Origin of the sequence: Streptomyces sp. NPDC057445 (assembly GCF_042802855.1) — a bacterium.
Taxonomy (GTDB): Bacteria; Actinomycetota; Actinomycetes; order Streptomycetales; family Streptomycetaceae; genus Streptomyces.
Genome location: NZ_JBHVDH010000007.1, coordinates 115,473 through 134,906 on the forward strand (window position 1 = coordinate 115,473; position 19,434 = coordinate 134,906).

The following is a 19,434-nucleotide window of genomic DNA, read 5'->3' on the forward strand; positions in this document are numbered from 1 at the left end:
AGTCCTTCTCTTCCTCCTATGCTCCTGTACATGAGTACGGGTTCCCCGCAGCACAAGTCAACGCCACTGCACTCCGTGTCCGTGGCGGGGGCGGTCATGCGCGAGGACGGCCGGCTCCTCGCGATCCGCCGGGCAGACAACGGGACTTGGGAGCTGCCGGGCGGAGTTCTGGAGCTCTCCGAAACGCCGGAAGACGGTGTGGCCCGCGAAGTCTGGGAAGAGACCGGCATTCACGTCGAAGTCGACCAGCTCAGCGGCGTCTACAAGAACACGACGCGAGGCATCGTCGCCCTGGTCTTCCGCTGCAAGCCCTCCGGGGGCACCGAGCGCACCTCCGACGAGTCGACGGCGGTCGCCTGGCTCACGCCGGAAGAAGTCGCCGAGCGAATGTCCGAGGTCTACGCGGTGCGCCTGCTCGATGCACTGGACGGCAACGGACCCCACGTCCGGAGCCACGACGGCCAACAACTGCTGGAGGCATCGGCATGACCAGCAATGCCGGACTCCCCAAGCCAAGGCCGCTGCACGAGCTGTGCGGCGTACACGACTTCCTCGACGACGTTCGCCTCAGGCCAGGCATGTACGTGCGAGGGCGTTCCGTCTTGCACCTTCAGTCGATCCTTTACGGGTACAGCGTCGCTTGCGAGATCCACGGAGCCCCGGCGGCAAAGGACTTCGACCACTTCGGGCCGTTCAGCGAGTGGCTCTGGCCTCGGCTCGGCATGCAGTACGCGAGCCCGCTCGGCTGGGCCGTCGAGATCGAACGGGCAGCTGAAGCAGCGGGCGGACAGCCCCTGGACATGTTCTTCGACCTCTTGGACGAGTTCCGCGCTGCGCAAGCCCCGACAGCCAACCAGGCCGCGCGGTAAGAGTTTCTCTACTTCATCAAGGCGGCTCGCTCCGCTCGCCGCGCGCTCCCCGGCTCACCGCCGAGGACGACGCTCCTGTCTCCGCCCCGCTCCGTCCCCGGCTACGCCGGTCGCGCGGCTGGAGCAAGACGACTTGGCCGAGGCGAGAACGGCCGGCAGGGGGCTGGGGCGGTCGGCTCCGCGGCTTTAGGCAGCCACCATGGGGCGAGCCTCGAAGATCGGGGCCCACATCGGGCCACTGCGGGCAGGTCAGGAGACTGCCCGAGTCGCGGGAAGCTTACGGGCCCCGATCTCTCGCCCCATGGCAGCTCCCGCCCAAAGCCGCTCCCACCGACCTACGCGTTGTGCTACACCGTTGTTCATGGGCGAGGGACTGGCAGCTTTGATCGTCGCAGGAGTGGGCTGTGCAGGCGCGTTAGGGGGTGCTCTCATCGGTGGGACCCTGGCGGGGCGAGGAGCAAGATCCAGCGCAGAGATAGCAGCCGCCGCAACACGATCCAGCGCAGAGACAGCGCGCTACTGCGCAGAGATGGCAGCCGCCGCAACACGGTTCAGCGCAGAGATGGCAGCCGCTACAGCTCGCATGCAGACCACGCTTCCCTACTACGCGGCCTACCAGACTTCGCTGGACGAGTTCCGCCGATGCCTTAGAGCTGACGTCTTTGACCTCGAAGATCTGAAGCGCGCCGACGACTTGGTCCACAGCAGCTACAACGGGGTCCATTCAGTGGGAAACAGGGACGTGACTCGCATCGCACTGGGGATCAACAGGGAATGCCTAGCGATCAAGCAGAACCTAAATCGGGACCTCGACTCTCCGGAGAATCGCTCGGCAGCGTGGACGAGACTGGGGCAACAGCGACTCGACCTGAATAGTGCGATCGCCCGCGCAATCGACCGACGAATCTGACGACAGGCCGACGGCAGGGAACGCCACGGGTACGCAGCGGTGTGTCACGGGCTGGTGCAAGATCTCCAAGGAGCGCTGCCCCCGACTGACATCCACGTGTGACATCAACGGTGGCGGACGCGGGCACCCTTGCGCGGCTCAGCACGTCCGACCCATCCACCCGCTGACACCTCCGGGCCGAGGTTGGATCGAACTCCTAAAGCGGGTGTCGCAGGTTCGAATCCTGCCGGGGGCACAGGAAAAAGGGCCAGTTCAGAGGATTGATCCTCTCGAACTGGCCCTTTCGCATGATCGCGGGCGGGCCACGCACGTGTCAGATGCTCGCTACAACTCCGCTCCCCCGTTGCTCTGGCGGATCATCGCTCCGAGCCGGTCGGCGATGGCCCGGTGAGGGCCCGGCGACCGGAAGGTCGCCGGGCGCTGTTGATCGGTGGTGGTCAGACGACGCCGTCGCCCAAGGTGTTCACGGAGTCCGCCGCAGAGAGGTCATGTCGGGGACGCTGCTGGCGATCGCTTCTGCGAGCGCGGCGGGCTGGGACAAGAAGGGCGAGTGGGAGGAGTCGAGTTCGGTAACGGCGGTCGGGGAAGCCGACACGGCGTCGATCTCCTTGATGAAGCGGTGTTGCAGCGCCAGGGGGATGGCGTTGTCCCGGGTGCAGGTCACGTACGAATGCGGGATGCTGCCGTAGCGCTGCGCGGTGACGGTCAGTTCCTCACCGGGGATCCCCACCGGACCATCCGGACTGAGCAGGGCGATCGCGGCATCCGCCGCGCGGTCGTCGACGTCGTTGTAGAAGGCCTCCTTGATCTGATCGTGCCTGTCCGGGTCGTCGAAGTCGATGCGCGCCGCGCCGACCACCGCCGGGTCGGCTGCCAGCAGTCGGAGCAACTTCTCGTCGGCGTTCTCCGGGCACGTGCTGTAGAAGGCCGCCGGCACCCCGTTCACCGGTGCGAGCGCGGATACATAGACCAGCCCTCCCACGAGTTCCGGAGCGAGTTCCGCCAGTGCGGTGGCGACCACACCACCCATGCTGTGCGCGACCACGAGACATGGCCGACCGGCGCCGATCGTTCGTATCCGGTCGGCGAGGGAAGCCGCCGCGGACGATGCGGTGACGGTCCGGACCGGTGATGGTTCGGTGGCGAATGCCTCTGCGTCGAACGGCCGCGCCCAGCGGGCCCGCAGTGCGGGCCCGCGCAGTCCGTGTCCGTCGAGGTCGACAGCGACCGACCGGATCCTGCGGCCGGCCAGCTGCTCGGCCACCGGGTTCCAGCACCAGCTGCCGTGCCAGAAACCGTGCACCAGGACGACGGGCAGGGAGTTGTTCATTTCTTTCCTCACGCGTTCGTAGGGCGCGGACCCGGCACGTGACGCATTCGGGTTCGCTGACAGGCGGGAACTGCGGGCGGAGATGTCCCACCGTTACCTTCGAACGCACAATGACTGAGGGTGGTGAACAACGGGGAGCAGGTCTGAGGAAGCCCTGAGCGCAGGGTGGGGAATTTCAGGGATATCGCCATCAACCAGTAGCTGGCCTTCAGTGCACCCCAAGGAGCCGAGCGGTCAGTCCAAGGGACCTCAGCGACCACCCGCCCGTACTGCGCATCGAGAGCGTCAACCCGGGCCACAGACGTGCCAGTTGGCGCGGGGACCCACGGGGAACCGCGGCTGTCGGCGAGGCTCACGTGCCGCAAGCACTAAACAGGTGTCGCAGGTTCGAATCCGTCCAGATACGACACAGCGGCGGGTTAGGTGCCCGGACGGGGAGCTCGCAGGTGTTGACGCTGTGCCAGCTCCTCGTCGTCGACCAGGGTGAGCATGGGCTGACCCGGCGCACACATCATGGTGACGAGGAAGCGGCTCGAGGAGTCCGTCCGGTTGTTTCCGTCCTGGTAGTGGATGACATCGCCGCCCGGCTCCCAGAACGTCTCCCCGGCCTTGATCACACGCTCGGGCTCGCCTTCCAGCTCGAAGAGCATCTCCCCCTCCAGCATGTAGCCGAAGGCGGGTCCCGAGTGCCGGTGCGGAGGGGTACCGGGGTCGCCGGGAGGGAACTCGATGAGGACCGTCATCGCCTCTGCCCCATCCGGAATGGACGGCGGTTCTACCGACTGCAGCACAGTCAGCGCCGTCTTCCATGCTTCTGAGCGCGGTTGGCTCTCAGCGCTGTCTGCTGCCGGCTCATTGTTCGACATTGTGAGGCCTCCGGTGATGGGCGGGGTGGTTCAGGAGAGCCAGTCGCTGTAATGGGTGGGGAGGATGCGGGCGTCGCCCTTGGCGGTGAGGGCATCGCCGTGGACGACGGCGAACATGCCGGCGGTGTCGTCGGTGACGACCGTGCGCCCGTCGGGGCGGGCGTTCAGGGTGATCCGGCCGAGTTCGTCGAGGGGGAAGACGTCCGGCCCGGCGATATCGAGGGTGCCGTTCAAGGGGGGACCGACGGCGACTTCGGCGACGGTGTCGGAGATGTCCTGGGCGGCGATGGGCTGGAGCGGGGTGGTGGGCAGGCGGACGGTGTTGGCCTCGGTGGTCCAGGACATGACAGCGTCGATGAACTCCATGAACTGGGTGGCGCGGACGATCGAGTAGGGGATCGGCCCGGCCTTGAGGATGTCTTCCTGCAGGACCTTGGCCCGGTAGTAGACGAGGTCGGGCACCTGGTCCGCGCCGATGATCGAGAGAATGACGGCGTGCCCCACCCCGACTTTGTGGCTGGCGGCCAGGAGGTTGTCCATCGAGGTCCGGAAGAACGCCGGGGACGCGTCGTCGAAGGTCGGGGAATTCGTCAGGTTGACGACCACATCGGCGCCGGCCACCGCCTCCGCCAGGCCCTGACCCGTGATCACGTCGACACCTGTGGACAGCGAGTGCGGCACGGCCTCGTGCCCGGCCGCGTTCAGCTTCTTCACGACCTGCGACCCGATCAGGCCGGTACCGCCGATGACTGCGATATTCATGGGGCACCTCTCGTCGCGCACCGATAGGTCATACGTCCAGATTGCGACTGTGCAGTACGCGGCGCACGCGGACCGTGCGCTCCTGGGCATCCTGGTGGCGCTGCGTGCTGACGACAACGCTGACGGCAACGGGTGCATACAGGCGACTGCGAAGTAGGCAAATCGAGCGGCCCATGCGGGGGGCTCCAGAAGTACAGCAACGAGGTACAGCAACCCCGCCGACCGCAGACATCCTGTACCGGGTCCAGAACCATGTGCCAAGGCCTGTATGGCCCCCGCCGACTGAGCCGCGCAGAGCTACGGATCAGAAGGCTCTGACATCCACGGCTGACTGTGAGGATGTCGGCGGTGCCGCCCTGGGGGCCTGACTCTCCGTCTGACCGACGCCGTCCGGCTGTCCTGTTGATGATTTGTCGGCCGTCGTGGGCGGTGCCGCCCCCGTGCGCGGCCGGTCGGGCGTCTGTGACCTCATAGGCCCGGCCAAAGGTCCCATCACAGTCTTGTCCTGCCGCCCGACCGGCGCGCGCCGTCCCTCACGCGTCGCACGGAAGGACAGCAGCAACCACCGATGGCAGACCAAATAGCGGTGGTCGGCGGCGTCGACACCCACACCGACTTCCACCAGGCCGCCGTGATCGACTCCATCGGCCGGCACCTGGCCACCCAGGCTTTCCCCACCACCTCCGACGGCTACCGCCGGCTGCTCAACTGGCTGCGCTCACACGGCGAGGTCATCGCCGTCGGCGTCGGCGTCGGCGTCGGCGCACCGGCGCCTACGGCTCGCAGCTCACCCGCGTCCTGCGAACAAACCAGGTCACCGTCATCGAGGTGGACCGGCCCGACCGGCGGGCCCGCAGGGCCAACGGAAAGTCCGACCCCGTCGACGCCTACGCCGCCGCCACCGCCGTGCTCTCCGGCCGGGCCAGCGGGACACCGAAGACCCGCGACGGCATCGGCCCGGGCCCTCCCCCGATCCGGCTTGAGCTGGTGATCAGAAGGGGGCGCATGTAAGGGCCTGCACTGGTCAGGCCCCTGCGGTTATAGCCTGCTCACATGTTCGGGGAAGACGATGAGAGCCGGGATGTCCGCGTAGGCAGCGGGATCGAGCTGCGTTTTCACGAGCCGACGCGCCCCTTCCCGGACATCGACGATGACCCCGTGCTGGACTTCCTGGTCACAGCTCGCGGCAAGTGGGTGGGCGTTGAGGTTTCGGTCCGCACGCTGGACGGCGACGGTCTTGATGTCTTCTTGACAAGGCTGGCGGACGAATTCCGCGGCTGGGAGGGCGTCCGAACCTGGCAATCCCTGGAAGGTGACCTGACGGTCTCTGCACGGCACTCAGGGCGTTCCGTGCATCTGACCTGGGGCCTGCACGACCGTCCACCGTCGGAAGAGTGGCATTTCGAAGCGATCACCAGCCATGCCCCGGGAGAAGACATGCGCAACCTGGCCGCCAGGATGGGCCTCTTCCTGGAGTCCGAGCCCCGACCCTAGATCCGCGCGCTACGAGAAACGGTGACGGCAGTCGACCAACAACGTCCGTGCGGAGCCAAAAGGCCGTGCGGAGCCAAAAGGCCGGCCCGGCAGACCTCAGCAACCGCCCTGCCCGTAGCTCGCATCGAGGGGCGCACCACAGAGCACTCAGGCCGTCTCTGGGCTGTGCGGGGCGCTCAGCGGCGACCAACGACCAACGCCGACAACCCTTGACCACTCAGCCGCAGGTCACAGTCCTGATCGGTTAGGCCACCGCAGGTGACAGACCCGGCGTGTCACTTCTTCGGCGACTCATCGCTTCTCGGCCGGGTGGCTCTGTCACGGGGACGGCTCGAGTCGGATTGCACCGTGCGGTCCGGGCCCGCAAACGCGATGGGCATGAGCATTGCTCTGCCTGATCACGGAGGGATGCCTCTTGAGCAGCCGATCAGCACCCTCAGCCTGCGCCACATCGTCCCGGACCCCGACGCCTGGTCGCACTGGGTGCAGGTGCGCGCGTTCATCGACGGCCGGGATGTGGTGAAGGAGGTCCACCCCGAGGGGCTGGCCGGCTGCCACGACGAATGGGCCGGTCCGGCGCAGGTCTGGCCGCTGGCAGCGACGGAAGACCCGCGGCGCATCGTTCTGTCCGAGCCCGACTGCACTCCCGGGTGCTGCGGAGCCCTCTACGTCACGATCCGCCGCCAGGGCGACCGGGTGATCTGGTCGTCCTGGAAGAACACCAGCAGCATCAACTCCCTGCCGGCCACCGACTTCCACTTCGACGCGACCCAGTACGACGCCGAACTGGCGCGCGCTGCAGCAGACTTGAGTTGGGAGCAGCCGGTGGACACCGTTGCCCGGATTCTGACGCGGACGTTTGCGGACAGCGGCTGGTTCGCACGGTGGGATTGCGTCCTGGAAGATGTGGACCCCTGCCCGTGAGGCGCCCCAGGGCGTCGACGTGTACTTCAGCTGCACGCACCACCCGGACGAGCGCGCGACCCGGTTCCGGCACGAGCTGCTCGTCACCCAGGACGAACCTGCCGAGGAGCAGGCGCAGCGCCTGGCCGCGCAGATCCTGGCGGACGACCCCCGCAAGACCGCCGAGGTGTGCGATGACTGATGTGCCCCGGATACGACGCCGAGGGCCGGCGCTCGAACTCCTGAAGCGGGTCTCGCAGGTTCGAATCCAGCCGGTGCGCCCTGGCCAGGGCGTATGGGCGGAGTGAATGTCATGTCCACGAGTGGCCGGTGGATACAATCCCACCCGAGTTGTCAAGATCCACTTTTGAAGGGTGTCTCCGTGACCATGTGGAAGAGGGCGTTCGGACTGGCTGCCGCAGGACTGGCCGCCGTCGTGCTCGCGTCGAGCCCTGCGGCGGCCTACCCGAATTGGCAGACAGTGGACACCAATGCGAATTGGACCTGCCAGGGCTACCAGTCCCATGTGGGGTCACACAACATCAACTTCAAGGGCTGCGTGGTGCGCAACGCGGCAGGTGAGTCCCAGCCTGTGCTGGTGGTGCAGAACAAGGCCGGTGTCGCGATCAACATCAAAGCCGAACTGAAGGTGTGGCCGAAGTCCGCCCCGCACCACGACCCCGATGCGGCCAACGGCAGCGTGTTCCGCTGCGACCCCTCCCCGCTCCAGCCCGGATTCACACGAGGCTGTTTCGGCCGCACCGATGCGAATTGGAGGGCGACTCTGATCTTCTACTTCAACGGCATTGCCGATTCCACCTCTGTCAGCAGCTGATCCTGCTGCCCTTCAGGGGCTGCCGCAGTGAACGGGATCCGTCCTGCGGCGGCGCCCGCCGGGCCACTGCCACCGCGCGAAAATGAGCATGTCTACCGTCGCTCCGGCCCCGGCGCCCAGGACGCCCGCGGCGATGAGCGCGGGCAGCGCGCAGCACGCCACACATGCCAGGGCGGTCATGCCCGCGAGCGCCTTCGAGGTCTTGTGGGGGGGGCGGAGGTCCGCAGGGTTCGGCACGGCGGTTCTCCTCGGCGAGGTCGGTGAAGGGGACGGGGCAACAGGCGCTGGAGGCGCAGACGGTCAGGTCGTCGCACCCCGCGTCGACCCGCCGCGGCTCCGTTCCTGCCGTCTGGCGTGAGCGAACGTCTCCCCGGGGACAGAGGCAGAGGTCCCAAGGCCGAGTTGCCGGAGTGCTTGGCTGGACACGGCCCGGCCCTGAACTACAGGCGAAGCCTGCCGAGGGCACACGACCAGCGGCGAGTTCAGAGGCTTGATCCTCGAACTGGCCCCTTCGCATACCGCGGCCGTGCCACGCACGTGCCGGATGCTCGCCACGACTCCGCTGTCCCACGTGCCAGGTGTCGTGGAACCGAGCACGGCAGTTCAGTCGTTCTCCGCTTACGTGATGTGACGTGTTCCTACGCCGGGTTGCCGGCGAGTCGAGAACGAGGGCGTCCGGGGGTCGGCGAATGAGTGCGGAGATCATTCAGTTCGTGGCACAGACCGGGCCGTATCTGACGGCAGCTCTGGGGGCGTATGGAGCAGGGGTGTTGACGCGTCCGGAGTGCGCTGCGGTCGAGGCGACGGCGAATGTGGGGCGGCGCATGCTGCACGCGGTGTGGCACCGCCGCGATCAGGAGGACCGTGCCGAGCTGGAGGCGGCCGTGCGGGACGCGGCTGAGGAACCGGAGGATGCGGACGCGGCGGGGGCGTTGCGCCAGCAGATCGAGCGGGATGCGCGGGGGGACGAAGAACTGTTGCGGGAGCCGGCGGGATTGCTGCCGGCCGGGAGCGGGCCGGTGTCGGTGACCGCGTCGGGTGAGCGGGCCGTTGCCGCGCAGACGATCACCACCGCGATCACCGGTGACAACACCACTGTGCAGCCATGAACGACACCGACCCGATCACGACCGGCGGGGTGCGGGCATCGGGCCTGAGGGCGGTGGCGGCCGGGACCATCGGCGTGGCGATCACGGGAGATGACGCCCAGGTCGTGATGCTGCCGCCGGAGGCGGTGCGCTGGGCGCAGGAGGTGAGTGCGCCGCCGGGGGCGGGGAATCTGCCGGGGTCGGCGTCCGGGGTGTTCGTCGGCCGGGAAAGTGAGCTGGAGCGGCTGCGGGAGATGCTGATCGGCCAAGGTGAGGCTGCGGTGACGCAGACCCGGGCCGTGCACGGGCTGGGCGGTGTGGGCAAGAGCACGCTGGCGCTGCACTACGCCCATCGATACCGGGCCGAGTACACGCTGACGTGGTGGGTCACTGCGGAGTCTCCGGAGCAGATCAACACCGCTCTGGCCGGTCTGGCCTGGCGGTTGTGTCCGCAGTGGGCCGCAACCGCCGGGACGGACGAGCAGACCGCGTGGGCGATTCTATGGCTGCAGTGGCATCCCGGCTGGCTGCTGGTCTTCGACAACGTCGAGCATCCTGACGACCTGCGCCTGTATCTGGGCACCTTGACCGGCGGACACCACGTGGCGACCAGTCGCAAGGCCACCGGATGGAAGGCCATCGCCCCGACCGTGCCGTTGGGCCTGCTGACCCCAGCCGCCTCCGCGGACCTGCTCTGCACCCTCGCTCTGGAGGAGACACAGCAGCCCACCCTCGAGCAGCGACGCCAGGCCGCGCTCCTGGCGCGTGATCTGGGGCATCTTCCGCTGGCGCTGGAGCAGGCCGGCGCCTACCTGTACCAGACCGGCACCGGGATGGACGCCTATCGGCGGACTCTGGGGCGGATGCTGGACAAATCCACCGACGGCATCGACTCGCAACGCACCATCGCCTGCATTTGGAACCAGACCCTGCAAGCGATCACCACCCGCGACCCGCTGGCCGTCACCCTCCTGCACACCCTCGCCTGGCTCGCCCCCGACAACCTCCCCCGCGCCCTGCTCACAGCCTGCGCAACCGACCCCCAAACCCTGGACCAAGCCCTGGGCGTGCTGCGCGCCTACGACATGATCACCCTGACCGGCTCCGACATCACCGTCCACCGCCTGCTCCAAGCCGTCCTGCGCGCCACAGCTCCGGAGCCGGACACGCCGCCGCCGGGCAGGCGCGAGGCGGAACTTCTCATGCTCCACGCACTTCATCCGGACGGCCAGGACCGGGCGCCCGCGCCGCCGAAGCAGTGGCAACACCTGATCCCCCACCTGATCGCTCTCGCCGTCACCTCCCCGGCCGGCCACCACAACGACGGTGCGCTCGCCGCCTACCAGACCACCGCGAAGCACTTGGAGGAGACGAGGCAGGAGGTACGCGCTGTCCCGCTCTTCAAGGCTGTCCTGGCCCAGCGGAAGCAGGTCCTGGGCGCCAATCACCCCGAGACCCTGCGAAGCCGCGACCAACTCGCTCACGCCTACTATGCGGCGGGAGATCAGGGGCAGGCCATTCCCCTGTACGAAGCAAACTTGACCCACCGCCGGAGGGTCCTGGGCGACACCCACCCCGACACACTCACCAACCGCATGAACCTCGCTCACGCCCATCGCATGGCGGGAGAGGCCGAGCGGGCCATCCCGCTGTATGAGCAGGCCCTGGCCGAAAGTGTCAGTGCGCTGGGCGACAGCCATCCCGACACCCTGACCATCCGCATCGGCCTCGCCGGCGCATACAAGTGGGCCGGGGATCTGGAGCGGGCGATTCCGCTGTTCGAAGCAACCTTTGTCAAATACAAACAGGTGCTGGGCGACAGTCATCCCCACACCCTCTTCAGCCGCGACCAGCTGGCCGGCGCTTACGAGGCCTCCGGGGACTTCGGACGGGCGATTCCCTTGTTCGAGGCAACCTTGGCCCTGTGTGAACAGGTCCTGGACAACGCCGACTGGCTCACTCTGCGTTGCCGCAGTAATCTCGCCGACGCTTATCAAAGGGTGGGGGATCTGGAGCGGGCGATTCCCTTGTTCGAGACGACCTTGGCCCAACGCGAGCAGCTGTTTGGCGACACCCACCCTGACACCCTGCGTAGTCGCGATTGTCTCGCCCACGTCTATCTGATTGCGGGAGACCTGGAGCGGGCGATTCCCTTGTTCGAGACGACCTTGGCCCAGCGCGAGCAGGCACTGGGCCACGGCAGCGTGGACACCCTGCGTACCCGCAAACACCTGGCCGAGGCCTACCAGGCGGCCCAGGCCGTACAGCAGCAAAGCTCAGCAACTCCAACGACCGCCGGCGACCCACCCCGTTCTCCCCCGTCCCGCTGAGGAAGGACGACATCCCGCATGTGTCAGCGGTGTTGCGCTCGCTGGCTGTGGCTGTGGTGTGGCGGGTGACGGGTGGCGCTGTGACGACTCACGTTGAGCTGACGTTGCCGGCCGTCGGCACGTTCGCCTTGTTCGGCATCCTCCTCCCGGCGTTCGCCGCAGATTCCGTCATGGTGCCGGCCACGCGAGCTCGTCCTGACGCGGTCGCCCGCCGGCAACGCGGCCTCGCTTGGGCGGTGGCCACCGGCGGCGGCCTGACATCCGCCGGCCTCGATGCCGTTCGGTCAGGAGGAGACGCGCAGCGTCCGGGCGCATGCCCCGTCCTGGACAGGCGTCTCAGCGGCTCGGGCCTCACCTTGCACCCGGGAAGCGCACGGGAACGGCCGCCGTCCGACCCCTGTGATGAGGGGCCGGACGGCGGCCGTCGGATGTATCGGCGTTCTCAGCGGAGCGTTGCCTTACCGGGCGGCCTCACTGAGCGGCCTCACTGATGCGCCAGGCGACCATCCCGGAGGATCCTGGTTCGCCGTCGACGTCGATCCTGAGCCTGCTCGGTGCTGCCGCAATGCGCTGATGGACCGCAGTGCCGTCGCAGTCGAAGCTCTGCACGGCCGGTTGGTCCTTGATCCGAACCGACAGCCTGGCCTTGCCCCGTCCCGCACAGGCGACTGCGAGCTGATACGACTTCCCGCGCGTCAGCGGTGAGTTCGTATGGATGCCGTCACCGAGGGCTTCCAAGCCCGATTCCACGAACTCCGGATCGTCGATCGTCACCGTGTCCAGGGCGGCTTCCGCCTGTTCTCCGAGCTTCCTGTCGGTCGCACCGGGTGAGTGTCGTTCTGGCTGAGATGACGTCGGCGGGGTGACCCGCTTCGTCGGCCGCTCTGAGCTTCCCGAGCCCTCCGTACACCCGGTGACCAGGATGGCGGACAGCACGCCGATGCACATCGCCGCACCGGTACCGCTGAGACGCCTTCGAGGGGTCATGAGCTCCATTCCCAGTGTCGCCGACCGGTCTCCATGGTAGGCAGCTTCCCGCTGCCGCTCTTCAGCCTCGTCCTGCCGCACCGGTCGGCGCTGGTGGCGTACTTGGCCCAGCTGATCCGGTATCCCCGGGAGCTGTACTGAAGATGCCTGAAGAAGCGCCCTGCGCGCCACCTGCTGGAGCGGCGAGCGTGCCGGCCACGGTATCGGCCATGGCTCGGGCCATGCGGTGGTAGAAGCGCCACAGGAAGGGGTCGCGCGGGCTGGGTGCGCCGAAGTAGCCCTGCGGTGTCACCCTGCGGGCGTGTTCGCCCCCCTTTCGCCATTCGGCCAGGTCCGCCGGCCCGAGGCCCGTCGGCCGGAGCCCGTCCATGGCGTCGTAATCGACGAGCTCAGGGAACCAGCGCATCATCAGCGCGCTCTCGATCTCTTCGGCATGGACACCGAGTTCACCGGTCAGCTCCAGGCCCTCGAACAGCGGTTGCATGGGGAACGTGGCCAGCGCGGGAGTCCTCGCCGCCTCGCCCAAGCGGTCAGCGATGAAGTCCGGCTCGATGAGGACGACCCCCGTGCTGCCCTGCTCGTGTCGGCGCGTCACGACGTCGAGCAGCATCCGATTGTGAGCGATGTCGCCCTGGTGGTTGATCACGAAGATGTGCCGGAACCCGTCGGTGGCGAGCGATTCCATAATGTCGAAATGCAGTGCGGCCGCAGTCTCGGGGCGTGTGCGGAACGTTCCGGCAAAGGCATCGGAAACCTGATTGATGCCCCAGAACACGGGCGGGGCGATCAGCGCCGGTACCTGATGCCGGTCGAGCTCGTCCTTCACCATCCGGCACAGCTGATAGGCGCCGTAGGCGTCGGTGCCCAGCGGCAGGTGCGGGCCGTGCTGCTCGATGACGCCCGTGGGCAGCAGGACGCATGCGCCCGCGGCCGCCGCCGCCTCCACCTGCGGGTATGTGAGGTCGGCCATCGTCCCGGCGAAGACCGAGTATCCACTGTGCATGCGCTTCCCCCGTACGCGATGTCATGACCGGCCTGACCACCGATCATGATGATCTTCGCCAGAGAACACGGCGGCTCACGAGCGGCACCCACGCCGGAAATCACGCCTGCGCCTTGTAGGGAGATCACAAATGGCCTCCGCGGCCCGCCTCCACGACCTGCCTCTCCGGGCTTCGCCTGTCGGCACCTTCATCCGGTCCGCACGATGGTCCGAAGGAATCGGCCCGAGCGGGTGTCGCAGGTTCGCATCCTGCCGGGGCGCCGGCCGGAAGGCCCCGGACCGATCACGGTCCGGGGCCTTCGACATCCAGGTCCGACGCCAACCGGAGCAGGGCCTGTACCGCGCAGGGTGCGCGGACCGCGTCAGTCGGCTTGCGACGGGGTCTGCTTGATGCTGTCGACGACGGCCCGGTTCATGATGGCGCTGGTGTAGGTCACCGTGCCGGGCTTGACCAGGGCGTCCTTTCCGCTGTTCTCCCGTACCTGGACGATGCGCTGGCCGAGGAAGACGTGGGTCTTCCTGTCGAAGATCCACTCCTCGCGCTGACCGCTGGTCGAGTCGAGCCGGGCCACCGCCACCCCGTGCCGGCCCACCGCGTCCACCGCGTCCTGTACGACGACGACACCGGGGATCTTCGCGGCGGCCTTGAACAGAGCCGAGTGGAGCTCCGCCGGAGGATAGCTCTCGCCGAGCAGGTCCCCGATGGTGGTGAAGGCCTCCTGGTCGGGGGAGTTGCCGTGGCCCTTGGTCTCTTTGTAGATCTTGGCCAGCAGTTCGCCGGGGTCGGTGGTGAGCTTGGCCAGGTAGTCGTACGACGGGCCGTTCAGGTACGCCTTGGGGGTGTTGCCCTGCTCGTCGGGGAGGCTCAGGGTCTCGCCCTCGGGGCCGTCGTTGACTGCGGGGTCGATCAGCCAGCCCTTGGTTCCGTCCGGGGACTTCCACATCTGGCGGCGGTGCAGCTGGTGGCTGGCCAGGGTGGTCTTGCCGTCGACGGTCTTCAGGAAGGTGTCGGCCGTCTTGGACTCGATGTAGATGTACTGGCCGGGCTTGACGGCCGGATGGGACCCGTCGGCTGCCGCCAGCGAGATCTGGTCGAGCAGCTGGGGCACGCCCTTGGTGGTCGCGGCGCCGATCTGTGTGGTCAGACCCGGTCCGGTGGGGACGCCGCCGTCCCTGACTCCGCCACCGCCGGACATCGCGCTCCCGGCGACGACCGCCCCCGCCACGGCCGCCGCCATGGCGGGCAGGACGATCGCCGCACGCGGCAGCCGGAACCGCCGTGCCTTCGCCGGGGCCGCCGTCGCCGTGCGCTCTTCCTGCTGCATGTCGTGAATCTGGGCCATCAGACGCTCCCTGTGGAACTGGTGACGGCCCGTCGGCAGGTCGCGCGCCGCCCGGGACAGGAGCTGTGCGCTCTCATCCCACTCGGCCGGGTTCTGCCGGGACGTATCCGCGTTCATCGGTATCCTTCCTGCGCGGGCCGGATCGCGTTTGTGTGATCGCCTCTTATCTGTCGGCCGCGGTGGCCGGCTTCCCGTTTCTCACGCACTTTCTTGCGCGCCACTTCGGTTGCGGGGCGGGACAGTTCGGTTGCCGGCCGGACCGTCCCGGCAAAGGGGCGCGCCAGATCGGCCTCGGCCAGCACACGCAACCTCTTGCGGGCCCGGGACAGCCGGGACGCGACCGTGCCGACCGGAATCCCGAGCGCTTCCGCCGCGGCCTCGTAGTCCAGGCCCTCCCCCAGGCAGAGCGCGATGACCTCGCGCTCCGGTCTGCGCAGCGAGGCGAGCGCGGTGAGGGCCGTCGCGAGTCGTCGCCGGTCGTCGACCCGGTCGGCCACCTCGTCGGCGTGGTCGGGCACCGACAGCTCGGCCGCCGCGGCGGCGTTGGCCGCCGCCCGGTACCGCCGGTTGCTCCGGTACTGGTTACGTGCCGTGTTGGTGGCGATGCCCAGCAGCCAGGGCCGCAGGGAGCCGCCCTCGGGGTCGACCCTGTCGCGGAGCCGCCATGCCTCCATGAAGGTCGCGGCCATCACGTCCTCGGCCGTCGACCAGTCGGCGGTCAGCCGGAAGGCATGGTTGTAGACCGCGCGAGCGTAGCTGTCGAAGAGCTCAGCGAACGCGCTCGATTCCCCGGCCCGTACCCGGATACGCATATGAGTGCTCACCTCAATGAGCTGTCCGGCACCCCACACCGGCTTCCCGTGACCTGCGCCACACTCGGCCTTGATGCCCCTTCCGACCGGACGGCCCCACGGGGAACTGCAAGCCCGCCCGACCGGGCCGGGCCTGGCCGGCCCGGGCCGGACCGGACGGAAGGCCATCGCGAGCATGGCCGACGCAGGGCCCCGAATCTGTCATCGGTCCCCACGAGCTCCTGTCCGTGGTGTTGGATCAGCCGCGCCGGTAGACCACTGATCCGTCTTCCCCGGACGGGTCCTTGGACGGGTCCTCGTACCAGTCGAAGTGCTCCCGCACAACGGACCCGTCACCCGCCTCGACCGCCAGCAGCAGCGCGTAGAACGGCACATCGCCGACGCCGTCACGGATGGTGGGCTGGTTCACGAACGGCCGCTCCAGATAGATGTTCCTCTCCACCTCTTCCCGAGGCAGACCCTCATCCGCCTCGTGGAACTCCCACGCTCCGGCCTTGTGCCGCACCGCGACCTCACCGACGTACCAGATACAGCCCTGTACGAAGGGGGTCCGCTCACGGTCGGCGAACTTCTCCGTCGTCCCGTACCGGTGGATCACCAACCGGGCCAGCGCGTCCAACGAGGCAGGGGAGAAGTCCCACAGGCTCTTCTCGCTGCCGGTCTCCGCGGCCCACGCGTCGAAGCCGCTCCGGCGCTCCTCCACCCATGCGGCCAGCCACGGATGCCGCCCCCCGACGCCGGTCGGATCGAGGCCCGGAGTCGCCTCTTTGACCGGCCTCCACCCGGGCTGCTGTTCCCTGCGGGCCGCGACGGCGGCCCGTAGCCGATCCGCCGTCTCCTCGAACACCCCGAACTGCGCCGTCTCCATGGCGCTGTTGATCAGGAGCAGCGGGTCGAGCGGCTCCATGCGCAGCTCCGCGTCCGGCAGCACGACCGGATGTCCGGCCGTGTTCCACCCCCACCGGCCGCCGCCGACGTGCATCAGCGCCTCACCGAGGTAGGCCATCGCCCCCTGAAGGAAGTCCCGGGACTCGTCCGTCCCTTCCGGTTCGTAGGTGAGGACGACGGTCTCCTCCAGCGTTCCGAGAGAGTCCGCCGACATGTCCGGGTGGAAGTGCTCCGGGGTGTGCCAGGTGTCCAGGCGCATCACGAGACCCGGGACGTCGGCCACCCACTCGGAGAGCTCCTCACCGGCCGCCACGGCATCCATCGGACCGCTCGAGTTCTCAGACATGCAGGCCACTCTAGGTCCGGGCGCGACAGGAATCCCGAACTCGCCTGCCATCGGGCCGAGTTGCGTGTCCGAAACACCGGTCACCTATGCGACTCCTGTCGCAGCAGCCCCCTAGGGTGTTGTCATGGCGGGATCATCTTCACGGGGGCATTGAACCCGCCTGCACCACCAGGAACCCGTGGCCCCCTGACCATGGGAGACACAACCGTGAGCCACGCATTACCGCGGCGCAGGCCCTGGCTCGGCCGTACGGCCGTCCTGGCCATGAGCGTCGGCATCCTCACCGGCGGAATCCCCGTCCTGGACAACGTCCAGGACGCCGAAGCCGCCACCAAGCGATGCAGCGAGATGTACGGAACGCCCAACCGGGCACCGCGACTTGGGAGCCTGCCGGGCTTCAAGGCCCCCGGCCCCTACCAATGGCGCACCCGGGGCGACACCAAGCGCACGTACGACTACGACAACCCGCGCAGGGCCCTGTCCGGTCTCGAACTGCCCGACGCTGCGACTCTGGCGAAGATCAAGCCGGACCCCAAGCTGTACGACAACGCCACACCCGAGCATGCGTGGGCGTACTGGAAGCAGAACCAGGCAAAGGGCGACAACCGCTACAAGGGCACGTTCAACGACTACGTCAACACCCTCTACTCCAACGGCGAGGGCAACAGCCGGCGCGGCAACGCCTACGAGCGCGAGAACGCCGAGTACTTCAAGCTCGGCGGCCGTGACTGGTACTGCCAGTACTCGCTCGCCGAGGAGATGCCCGAACTCTACGCCGAGATCGTTCAGGAGCTGATCGACGAACTCGGCGAGCAGAAGGCCAAGGAGGTCCTCAAGGAGGACCGCCGCTTCGACGCGATCAGGAACAGCGGCCGCCAGAAGATCATCTACGAGTTCAAGTCCGGACGTGAGATCGGCCGGGCACAACTCCTGATCGACCAGAAGATGGCCGCACGCGGCTACAAGGTCGTGTACATCTTCGGACGCCAGCCCACCCGGAACACCATGGACCTCCTCAAGCAGCACGGAGTGAGCTGGTACCAGCACCGTGCCGTGGAGAACGGGCGCTTCACACCCAACGAGCACACCCGCAAGGACACCGCCTTCACCGACCCCAAGAACGGGCGGTCCTCGCGCGGCGCCGCGAACGACATGGCGCGCGACTCCGGCAGGACCGAGGAGGAAGCCCGTCGGCGTGCCCAGGCCCGCGCGAAGGCCCCGGGCGCGGTCAACCGCGTCCGCGGACCGGGCGGCATCGACTTCTCCACGATGGAGCTGCGCTACATCACCGAGCCCGTCAAGGGCAAGGGCATGGACTACGGCTTCAAGGCCAGGCTGAACGACGACGAGGACAACAACCCCTCGTGGGGCGGCGGCGAGAAGATCGACCTCGCCTCCGATTCCATGTTCACGTGGCTCGCGCTGCACCCCAACCGGTTCTGGGTCAACCTCAACCCCGACCAGCCCGACCAGGTCACCGACGACAAGCTCGCCAAGACCGACGCCGGGCACGTGCTGCTGGAGGCAGACCTCCAGATGAAGCACGACCTGGCCAAGGTCATGGTCCCGGACAACCCCGTCGGCAGCCGGCTGTGGGACTCCTTCCGGCACGTCAACGGCGCACCCTGCTGGAAGACCTACCGCTTCTTCATCGAACCTGCCCCTGCGCAGGTCCGCGAGGAGGACGGCAAGCTCTACATCCTGGACGCTCCGATGGACGTCAAGGCGGAGAAGCTGGAGATCAAGAACCCGCCCAGGTGCGACCAGCCCGAAGAGGTCCAGGAGTACAACTTCCGGCAGATCCGGCAGATCGCGATCCCTGAGGTGGAGAAGTTCGTCAACAACGATCCTCAGTACGCCGATCTGCGCCGCGTGTACACCTCCCGCATCGCCGCCGAGTGGATCAAGCAGCGCGACGCCGTCAAGCCCGGTGACTTTCACAGCATCATCGGCTCCGACGACGCGTCCGCCTGGCCCGCGCGCACCAAATGGGACCGCAACAAGGTGTACGCCGACTACATGAAGTCCTACCGAGAGGGAGACTTCCACTTCAAGCGGAAGTACGAGCAGGACGGCACGGTGCTGGAGTTCGAGTTCGCCACCGGCGGCGTGGACTTCTCCAAGCAGCCCAAGCGGAACATCTCCAAGGTCCGCTTCCAGGCCGAACACCCCGAGCTGCCCGACACCGCGCAGCAGTCGACGAAGTCGACCGTCCAGTACGGCGACACCGACACCGGCTACCTCGGCGGGAACAACTACGGCAAGGCGCCCGGTGGCGATGGGGACGACCCCACCCCGACGCCGCCCGGGGACCCGGACCCGACGCCGACGCCGACGCAGCAGCCGCCGACCCCTGCCCCGACCGACAGCACGCCTGGCGGCCACGAGCCCACCCACGGCCCGCAGGACCCGGGCGGGGACCTTGCCCACACCGGCTCCTCGGGCGTCGGCCGGATGGTCACCCTCGCCGCGGGCCTGGTCGCCGTCGGCGGCGGCCTGGCATGGTGGATGCGCAGGCGGAAGGCCGCACACCTGTAGCCCGAACCCGGCCGTTCACTCGGCATCAACACAGCGGCCCCGCCCGGACCTCCCGGGCGGGGCCGCTCCATGCGGTTGAAGCACAAGACTTCACCGACCGTGTGCATACACTCCCGGTGCCGAACACGAG

General features: G+C 67.9%; 20 protein-coding genes and 1 pseudogene. 12 read left to right on the forward strand and 9 right to left on the reverse strand.

Annotated elements, in window-relative coordinates:
• The first annotated feature begins 18 nt into the window (after positions 1-18).
• The 3 genes from ACFU5O_RS17960 to ACFU5O_RS17970 all read left to right on the forward strand — a co-directional run bounded on the left by ACFU5O_RS17960 (position 19) and on the right by ACFU5O_RS17970 (position 1,779).
• Complete coding sequence (locus tag ACFU5O_RS17960; RefSeq protein ID WP_384241320.1) at positions 19-489, forward strand: NUDIX hydrolase; 471 nt, start codon at positions 19-21, stop codon at positions 487-489.
• Positions 486-869 carry a hypothetical protein gene (locus ACFU5O_RS17965; RefSeq protein ID WP_384241323.1) on the forward strand — a complete coding sequence of 128 codons (384 nt, stop codon included), beginning with the start codon at positions 486-488 and terminating at the stop codon, positions 867-869. The genes ACFU5O_RS17960 and ACFU5O_RS17965 overlap by 4 nt, the downstream gene beginning before the upstream one ends.
• Before the next feature lie 361 nt (positions 870-1,230).
• The gene (locus ACFU5O_RS17970; protein ID WP_384241325.1) at positions 1,231-1,779 is read left to right on the forward strand and encodes a hypothetical protein; all 549 of its coding nucleotides are present in this window, start codon (positions 1,231-1,233) and stop codon (positions 1,777-1,779) included.
• A gap of 463 nt (positions 1,780-2,242) precedes the next feature.
• Here ACFU5O_RS17970 and ACFU5O_RS17975 read toward each other — a convergent pair whose 3' ends face one another.
• From ACFU5O_RS17975 to ACFU5O_RS17985, 3 genes are all read right to left on the reverse strand, one after another.
• Positions 2,243-3,109 carry an alpha/beta fold hydrolase gene (locus ACFU5O_RS17975; RefSeq protein ID WP_384241327.1) on the reverse strand — a complete coding sequence of 289 codons (867 nt, stop codon included), beginning with the start codon at positions 3,107-3,109 and terminating at the stop codon, positions 2,243-2,245.
• 419 nt (positions 3,110-3,528) lie between these two features.
• Positions 3,529-3,975: a cupin domain-containing protein gene (locus ACFU5O_RS17980; RefSeq protein WP_384241329.1), complete on the reverse strand. Its 447-nt coding sequence runs from the start codon at positions 3,973-3,975 to the stop codon at positions 3,529-3,531.
• A 30-nt stretch (positions 3,976-4,005) separates the two neighbouring features.
• Complete coding sequence (locus ACFU5O_RS17985; RefSeq protein WP_384241331.1) at positions 4,006-4,737, reverse strand: SDR family oxidoreductase; 732 nt, start codon at positions 4,735-4,737, stop codon at positions 4,006-4,008.
• A gap of 568 nt (positions 4,738-5,305) precedes the next feature.
• On the opposite strand from ACFU5O_RS17985, the pseudogene ACFU5O_RS17990 reads away from it, so the two are divergent.
• The 6 genes and pseudogenes from ACFU5O_RS17990 to ACFU5O_RS18015 all read left to right on the forward strand — a co-directional run.
• Positions 5,306-5,419 (forward strand): annotated as a pseudogene (locus ACFU5O_RS17990) (IS110 family transposase); the annotation flags it as partial.
• A 146-nt stretch (positions 5,420-5,565) separates the two neighbouring features.
• Positions 5,566-5,748 (forward strand): hypothetical protein, encoded by a 183-nt coding sequence (locus ACFU5O_RS17995; RefSeq protein ID WP_384241720.1) that lies wholly within the window; start codon positions 5,566-5,568, stop codon positions 5,746-5,748.
• Positions 5,749-5,790: 42 nt separating this feature from the next.
• Positions 5,791-6,231 (forward strand): DUF6228 family protein, encoded by a 441-nt coding sequence (locus ACFU5O_RS18000; RefSeq protein WP_384241334.1) that lies wholly within the window; start codon positions 5,791-5,793, stop codon positions 6,229-6,231.
• Between the two features lie 258 nt (positions 6,232-6,489).
• On the forward strand, positions 6,490-7,155 hold the full coding sequence (locus ACFU5O_RS18005) for a hypothetical protein (protein WP_384241336.1): 666 nt from the start codon (positions 6,490-6,492) through the stop codon (positions 7,153-7,155).
• Positions 7,136-7,336: a hypothetical protein gene (locus tag ACFU5O_RS18010; RefSeq protein WP_384241338.1), complete on the forward strand. Its 201-nt coding sequence runs from the start codon at positions 7,136-7,138 to the stop codon at positions 7,334-7,336. The genes ACFU5O_RS18005 and ACFU5O_RS18010 overlap by 20 nt, the downstream gene beginning before the upstream one ends.
• Positions 7,337-7,516: 180 nt before the next feature.
• A complete protein-coding gene (locus tag ACFU5O_RS18015; protein WP_384241339.1) occupies positions 7,517-7,969 on the forward strand; it encodes a hypothetical protein in 453 nt (150 codons plus the stop codon).
• Between the two features lie 12 nt (positions 7,970-7,981).
• On the opposite strand, the gene ACFU5O_RS18020 is transcribed toward ACFU5O_RS18015, so the two are convergent.
• Positions 7,982-8,206, reverse strand: coding sequence for a hypothetical protein (locus tag ACFU5O_RS18020; protein WP_384241342.1), 225 nt, complete (start codon positions 8,204-8,206; stop codon positions 7,982-7,984).
• A gap of 587 nt (positions 8,207-8,793) precedes the next feature.
• Between ACFU5O_RS18020 and ACFU5O_RS18025 the strand changes: the two genes are divergently transcribed.
• Together ACFU5O_RS18025 and ACFU5O_RS18030 are read left to right on the forward strand one after the other, a co-directional pair.
• The gene (locus ACFU5O_RS18025; RefSeq protein ID WP_384241344.1) at positions 8,794-9,078 is read left to right on the forward strand and encodes a hypothetical protein; all 285 of its coding nucleotides are present in this window, start codon (positions 8,794-8,796) and stop codon (positions 9,076-9,078) included.
• Entirely contained in the window at positions 9,075-11,387 is a 2,313-nt protein-coding gene (locus ACFU5O_RS18030) for a tetratricopeptide repeat protein (protein WP_384241346.1), read from the forward strand. The genes ACFU5O_RS18025 and ACFU5O_RS18030 overlap by 4 nt, the downstream gene beginning before the upstream one ends.
• Before the next feature lie 471 nt (positions 11,388-11,858).
• Here ACFU5O_RS18030 and ACFU5O_RS18035 read toward each other — a convergent pair whose 3' ends face one another.
• From ACFU5O_RS18035 to ACFU5O_RS18055, 5 genes are all read right to left on the reverse strand, one after another.
• Positions 11,859-12,374, reverse strand: a complete 516-nt coding sequence (locus ACFU5O_RS18035; protein ID WP_384241349.1) for a hypothetical protein — start codon at positions 12,372-12,374, stop codon at positions 11,859-11,861.
• 61 nt (positions 12,375-12,435) lie between these two features.
• Positions 12,436-13,344 (reverse strand): creatininase family protein, encoded by a 909-nt coding sequence (locus ACFU5O_RS18040; protein WP_384241351.1) that lies wholly within the window; start codon positions 13,342-13,344, stop codon positions 12,436-12,438.
• Between the two features lie 395 nt (positions 13,345-13,739).
• On the reverse strand, positions 13,740-14,837 hold the full coding sequence (locus tag ACFU5O_RS18045) for a CU044_5270 family protein (RefSeq protein WP_384241353.1): 1,098 nt from the start codon (positions 14,835-14,837) through the stop codon (positions 13,740-13,742).
• The gene (locus ACFU5O_RS18050; protein ID WP_384241700.1) at positions 14,834-15,532 is read right to left on the reverse strand and encodes an RNA polymerase sigma factor; all 699 of its coding nucleotides are present in this window, start codon (positions 15,530-15,532) and stop codon (positions 14,834-14,836) included. Before ACFU5O_RS18050 ends, ACFU5O_RS18045 begins: the two co-directional genes overlap by 4 nt.
• Positions 15,533-15,770: 238 nt before the next feature.
• Complete coding sequence (locus ACFU5O_RS18055; RefSeq protein ID WP_384241355.1) at positions 15,771-16,766, reverse strand: hypothetical protein; 996 nt, start codon at positions 16,764-16,766, stop codon at positions 15,771-15,773.
• A 207-nt stretch (positions 16,767-16,973) separates the two neighbouring features.
• On the opposite strand from ACFU5O_RS18055, the gene ACFU5O_RS18060 reads away from it, so the two are divergent.
• Positions 16,974-19,304, forward strand: coding sequence for a hypothetical protein (locus tag ACFU5O_RS18060; protein ID WP_384241357.1), 2,331 nt, complete (start codon positions 16,974-16,976; stop codon positions 19,302-19,304).
• Positions 19,305-19,434: the final 130 nt, after the last annotated feature.

What these genes read in the sequence shown, in the direction of transcription:
- ACFU5O_RS17960 (WP_384241320.1), top strand. Translation starts at nt 19, where the DNA reads ATGCTCCTGTACATGAGTACGGGTTCCCCGCAGCACAAGTCAACGCCA.
- ACFU5O_RS17965 (WP_384241323.1), top strand. Translation starts at nt 486, where the DNA reads ATGACCAGCAATGCCGGACTCCCCAAGCCAAGGCCGCTGCACGAGCTG.
- ACFU5O_RS17970 (WP_384241325.1), top strand. Translation starts at nt 1,231, where the DNA reads ATGGGCGAGGGACTGGCAGCTTTGATCGTCGCAGGAGTGGGCTGTGCA.
- ACFU5O_RS17975 (WP_384241327.1), bottom strand. Translation starts at nt 3,109, where the DNA reads ATGAACAACTCCCTGCCCGTCGTCCTGGTGCACGGTTTCTGGCACGGC.
- ACFU5O_RS17980 (WP_384241329.1), bottom strand. Translation starts at nt 3,975, where the DNA reads ATGTCGAACAATGAGCCGGCAGCAGACAGCGCTGAGAGCCAACCGCGC.
- ACFU5O_RS17985 (WP_384241331.1), bottom strand. Translation starts at nt 4,737, where the DNA reads ATGAATATCGCAGTCATCGGCGGTACCGGCCTGATCGGGTCGCAGGTC.
- ACFU5O_RS18000 (WP_384241334.1), top strand. Translation starts at nt 5,791, where the DNA reads ATGTTCGGGGAAGACGATGAGAGCCGGGATGTCCGCGTAGGCAGCGGG.
- ACFU5O_RS18010 (WP_384241338.1), top strand. Translation starts at nt 7,136, where the DNA reads ATGTGGACCCCTGCCCGTGAGGCGCCCCAGGGCGTCGACGTGTACTTC.
- ACFU5O_RS18025 (WP_384241344.1), top strand. Translation starts at nt 8,794, where the DNA reads ATGCTGCACGCGGTGTGGCACCGCCGCGATCAGGAGGACCGTGCCGAG.
- ACFU5O_RS18030 (WP_384241346.1), top strand. Translation starts at nt 9,075, where the DNA reads ATGAACGACACCGACCCGATCACGACCGGCGGGGTGCGGGCATCGGGC.
- ACFU5O_RS18035 (WP_384241349.1), bottom strand. Translation starts at nt 12,374, where the DNA reads ATGACCCCTCGAAGGCGTCTCAGCGGTACCGGTGCGGCGATGTGCATC.
- ACFU5O_RS18040 (WP_384241351.1), bottom strand. Translation starts at nt 13,344, where the DNA reads ATGGCCGACCTCACATACCCGCAGGTGGAGGCGGCGGCGGCCGCGGGC.
- ACFU5O_RS18045 (WP_384241353.1), bottom strand. Translation starts at nt 14,837, where the DNA reads ATGAACGCGGATACGTCCCGGCAGAACCCGGCCGAGTGGGATGAGAGC.
- ACFU5O_RS18050 (WP_384241700.1), bottom strand. Translation starts at nt 15,532, where the DNA reads ATGCGTATCCGGGTACGGGCCGGGGAATCGAGCGCGTTCGCTGAGCTC.
- ACFU5O_RS18055 (WP_384241355.1), bottom strand. Translation starts at nt 16,766, where the DNA reads ATGTCTGAGAACTCGAGCGGTCCGATGGATGCCGTGGCGGCCGGTGAG.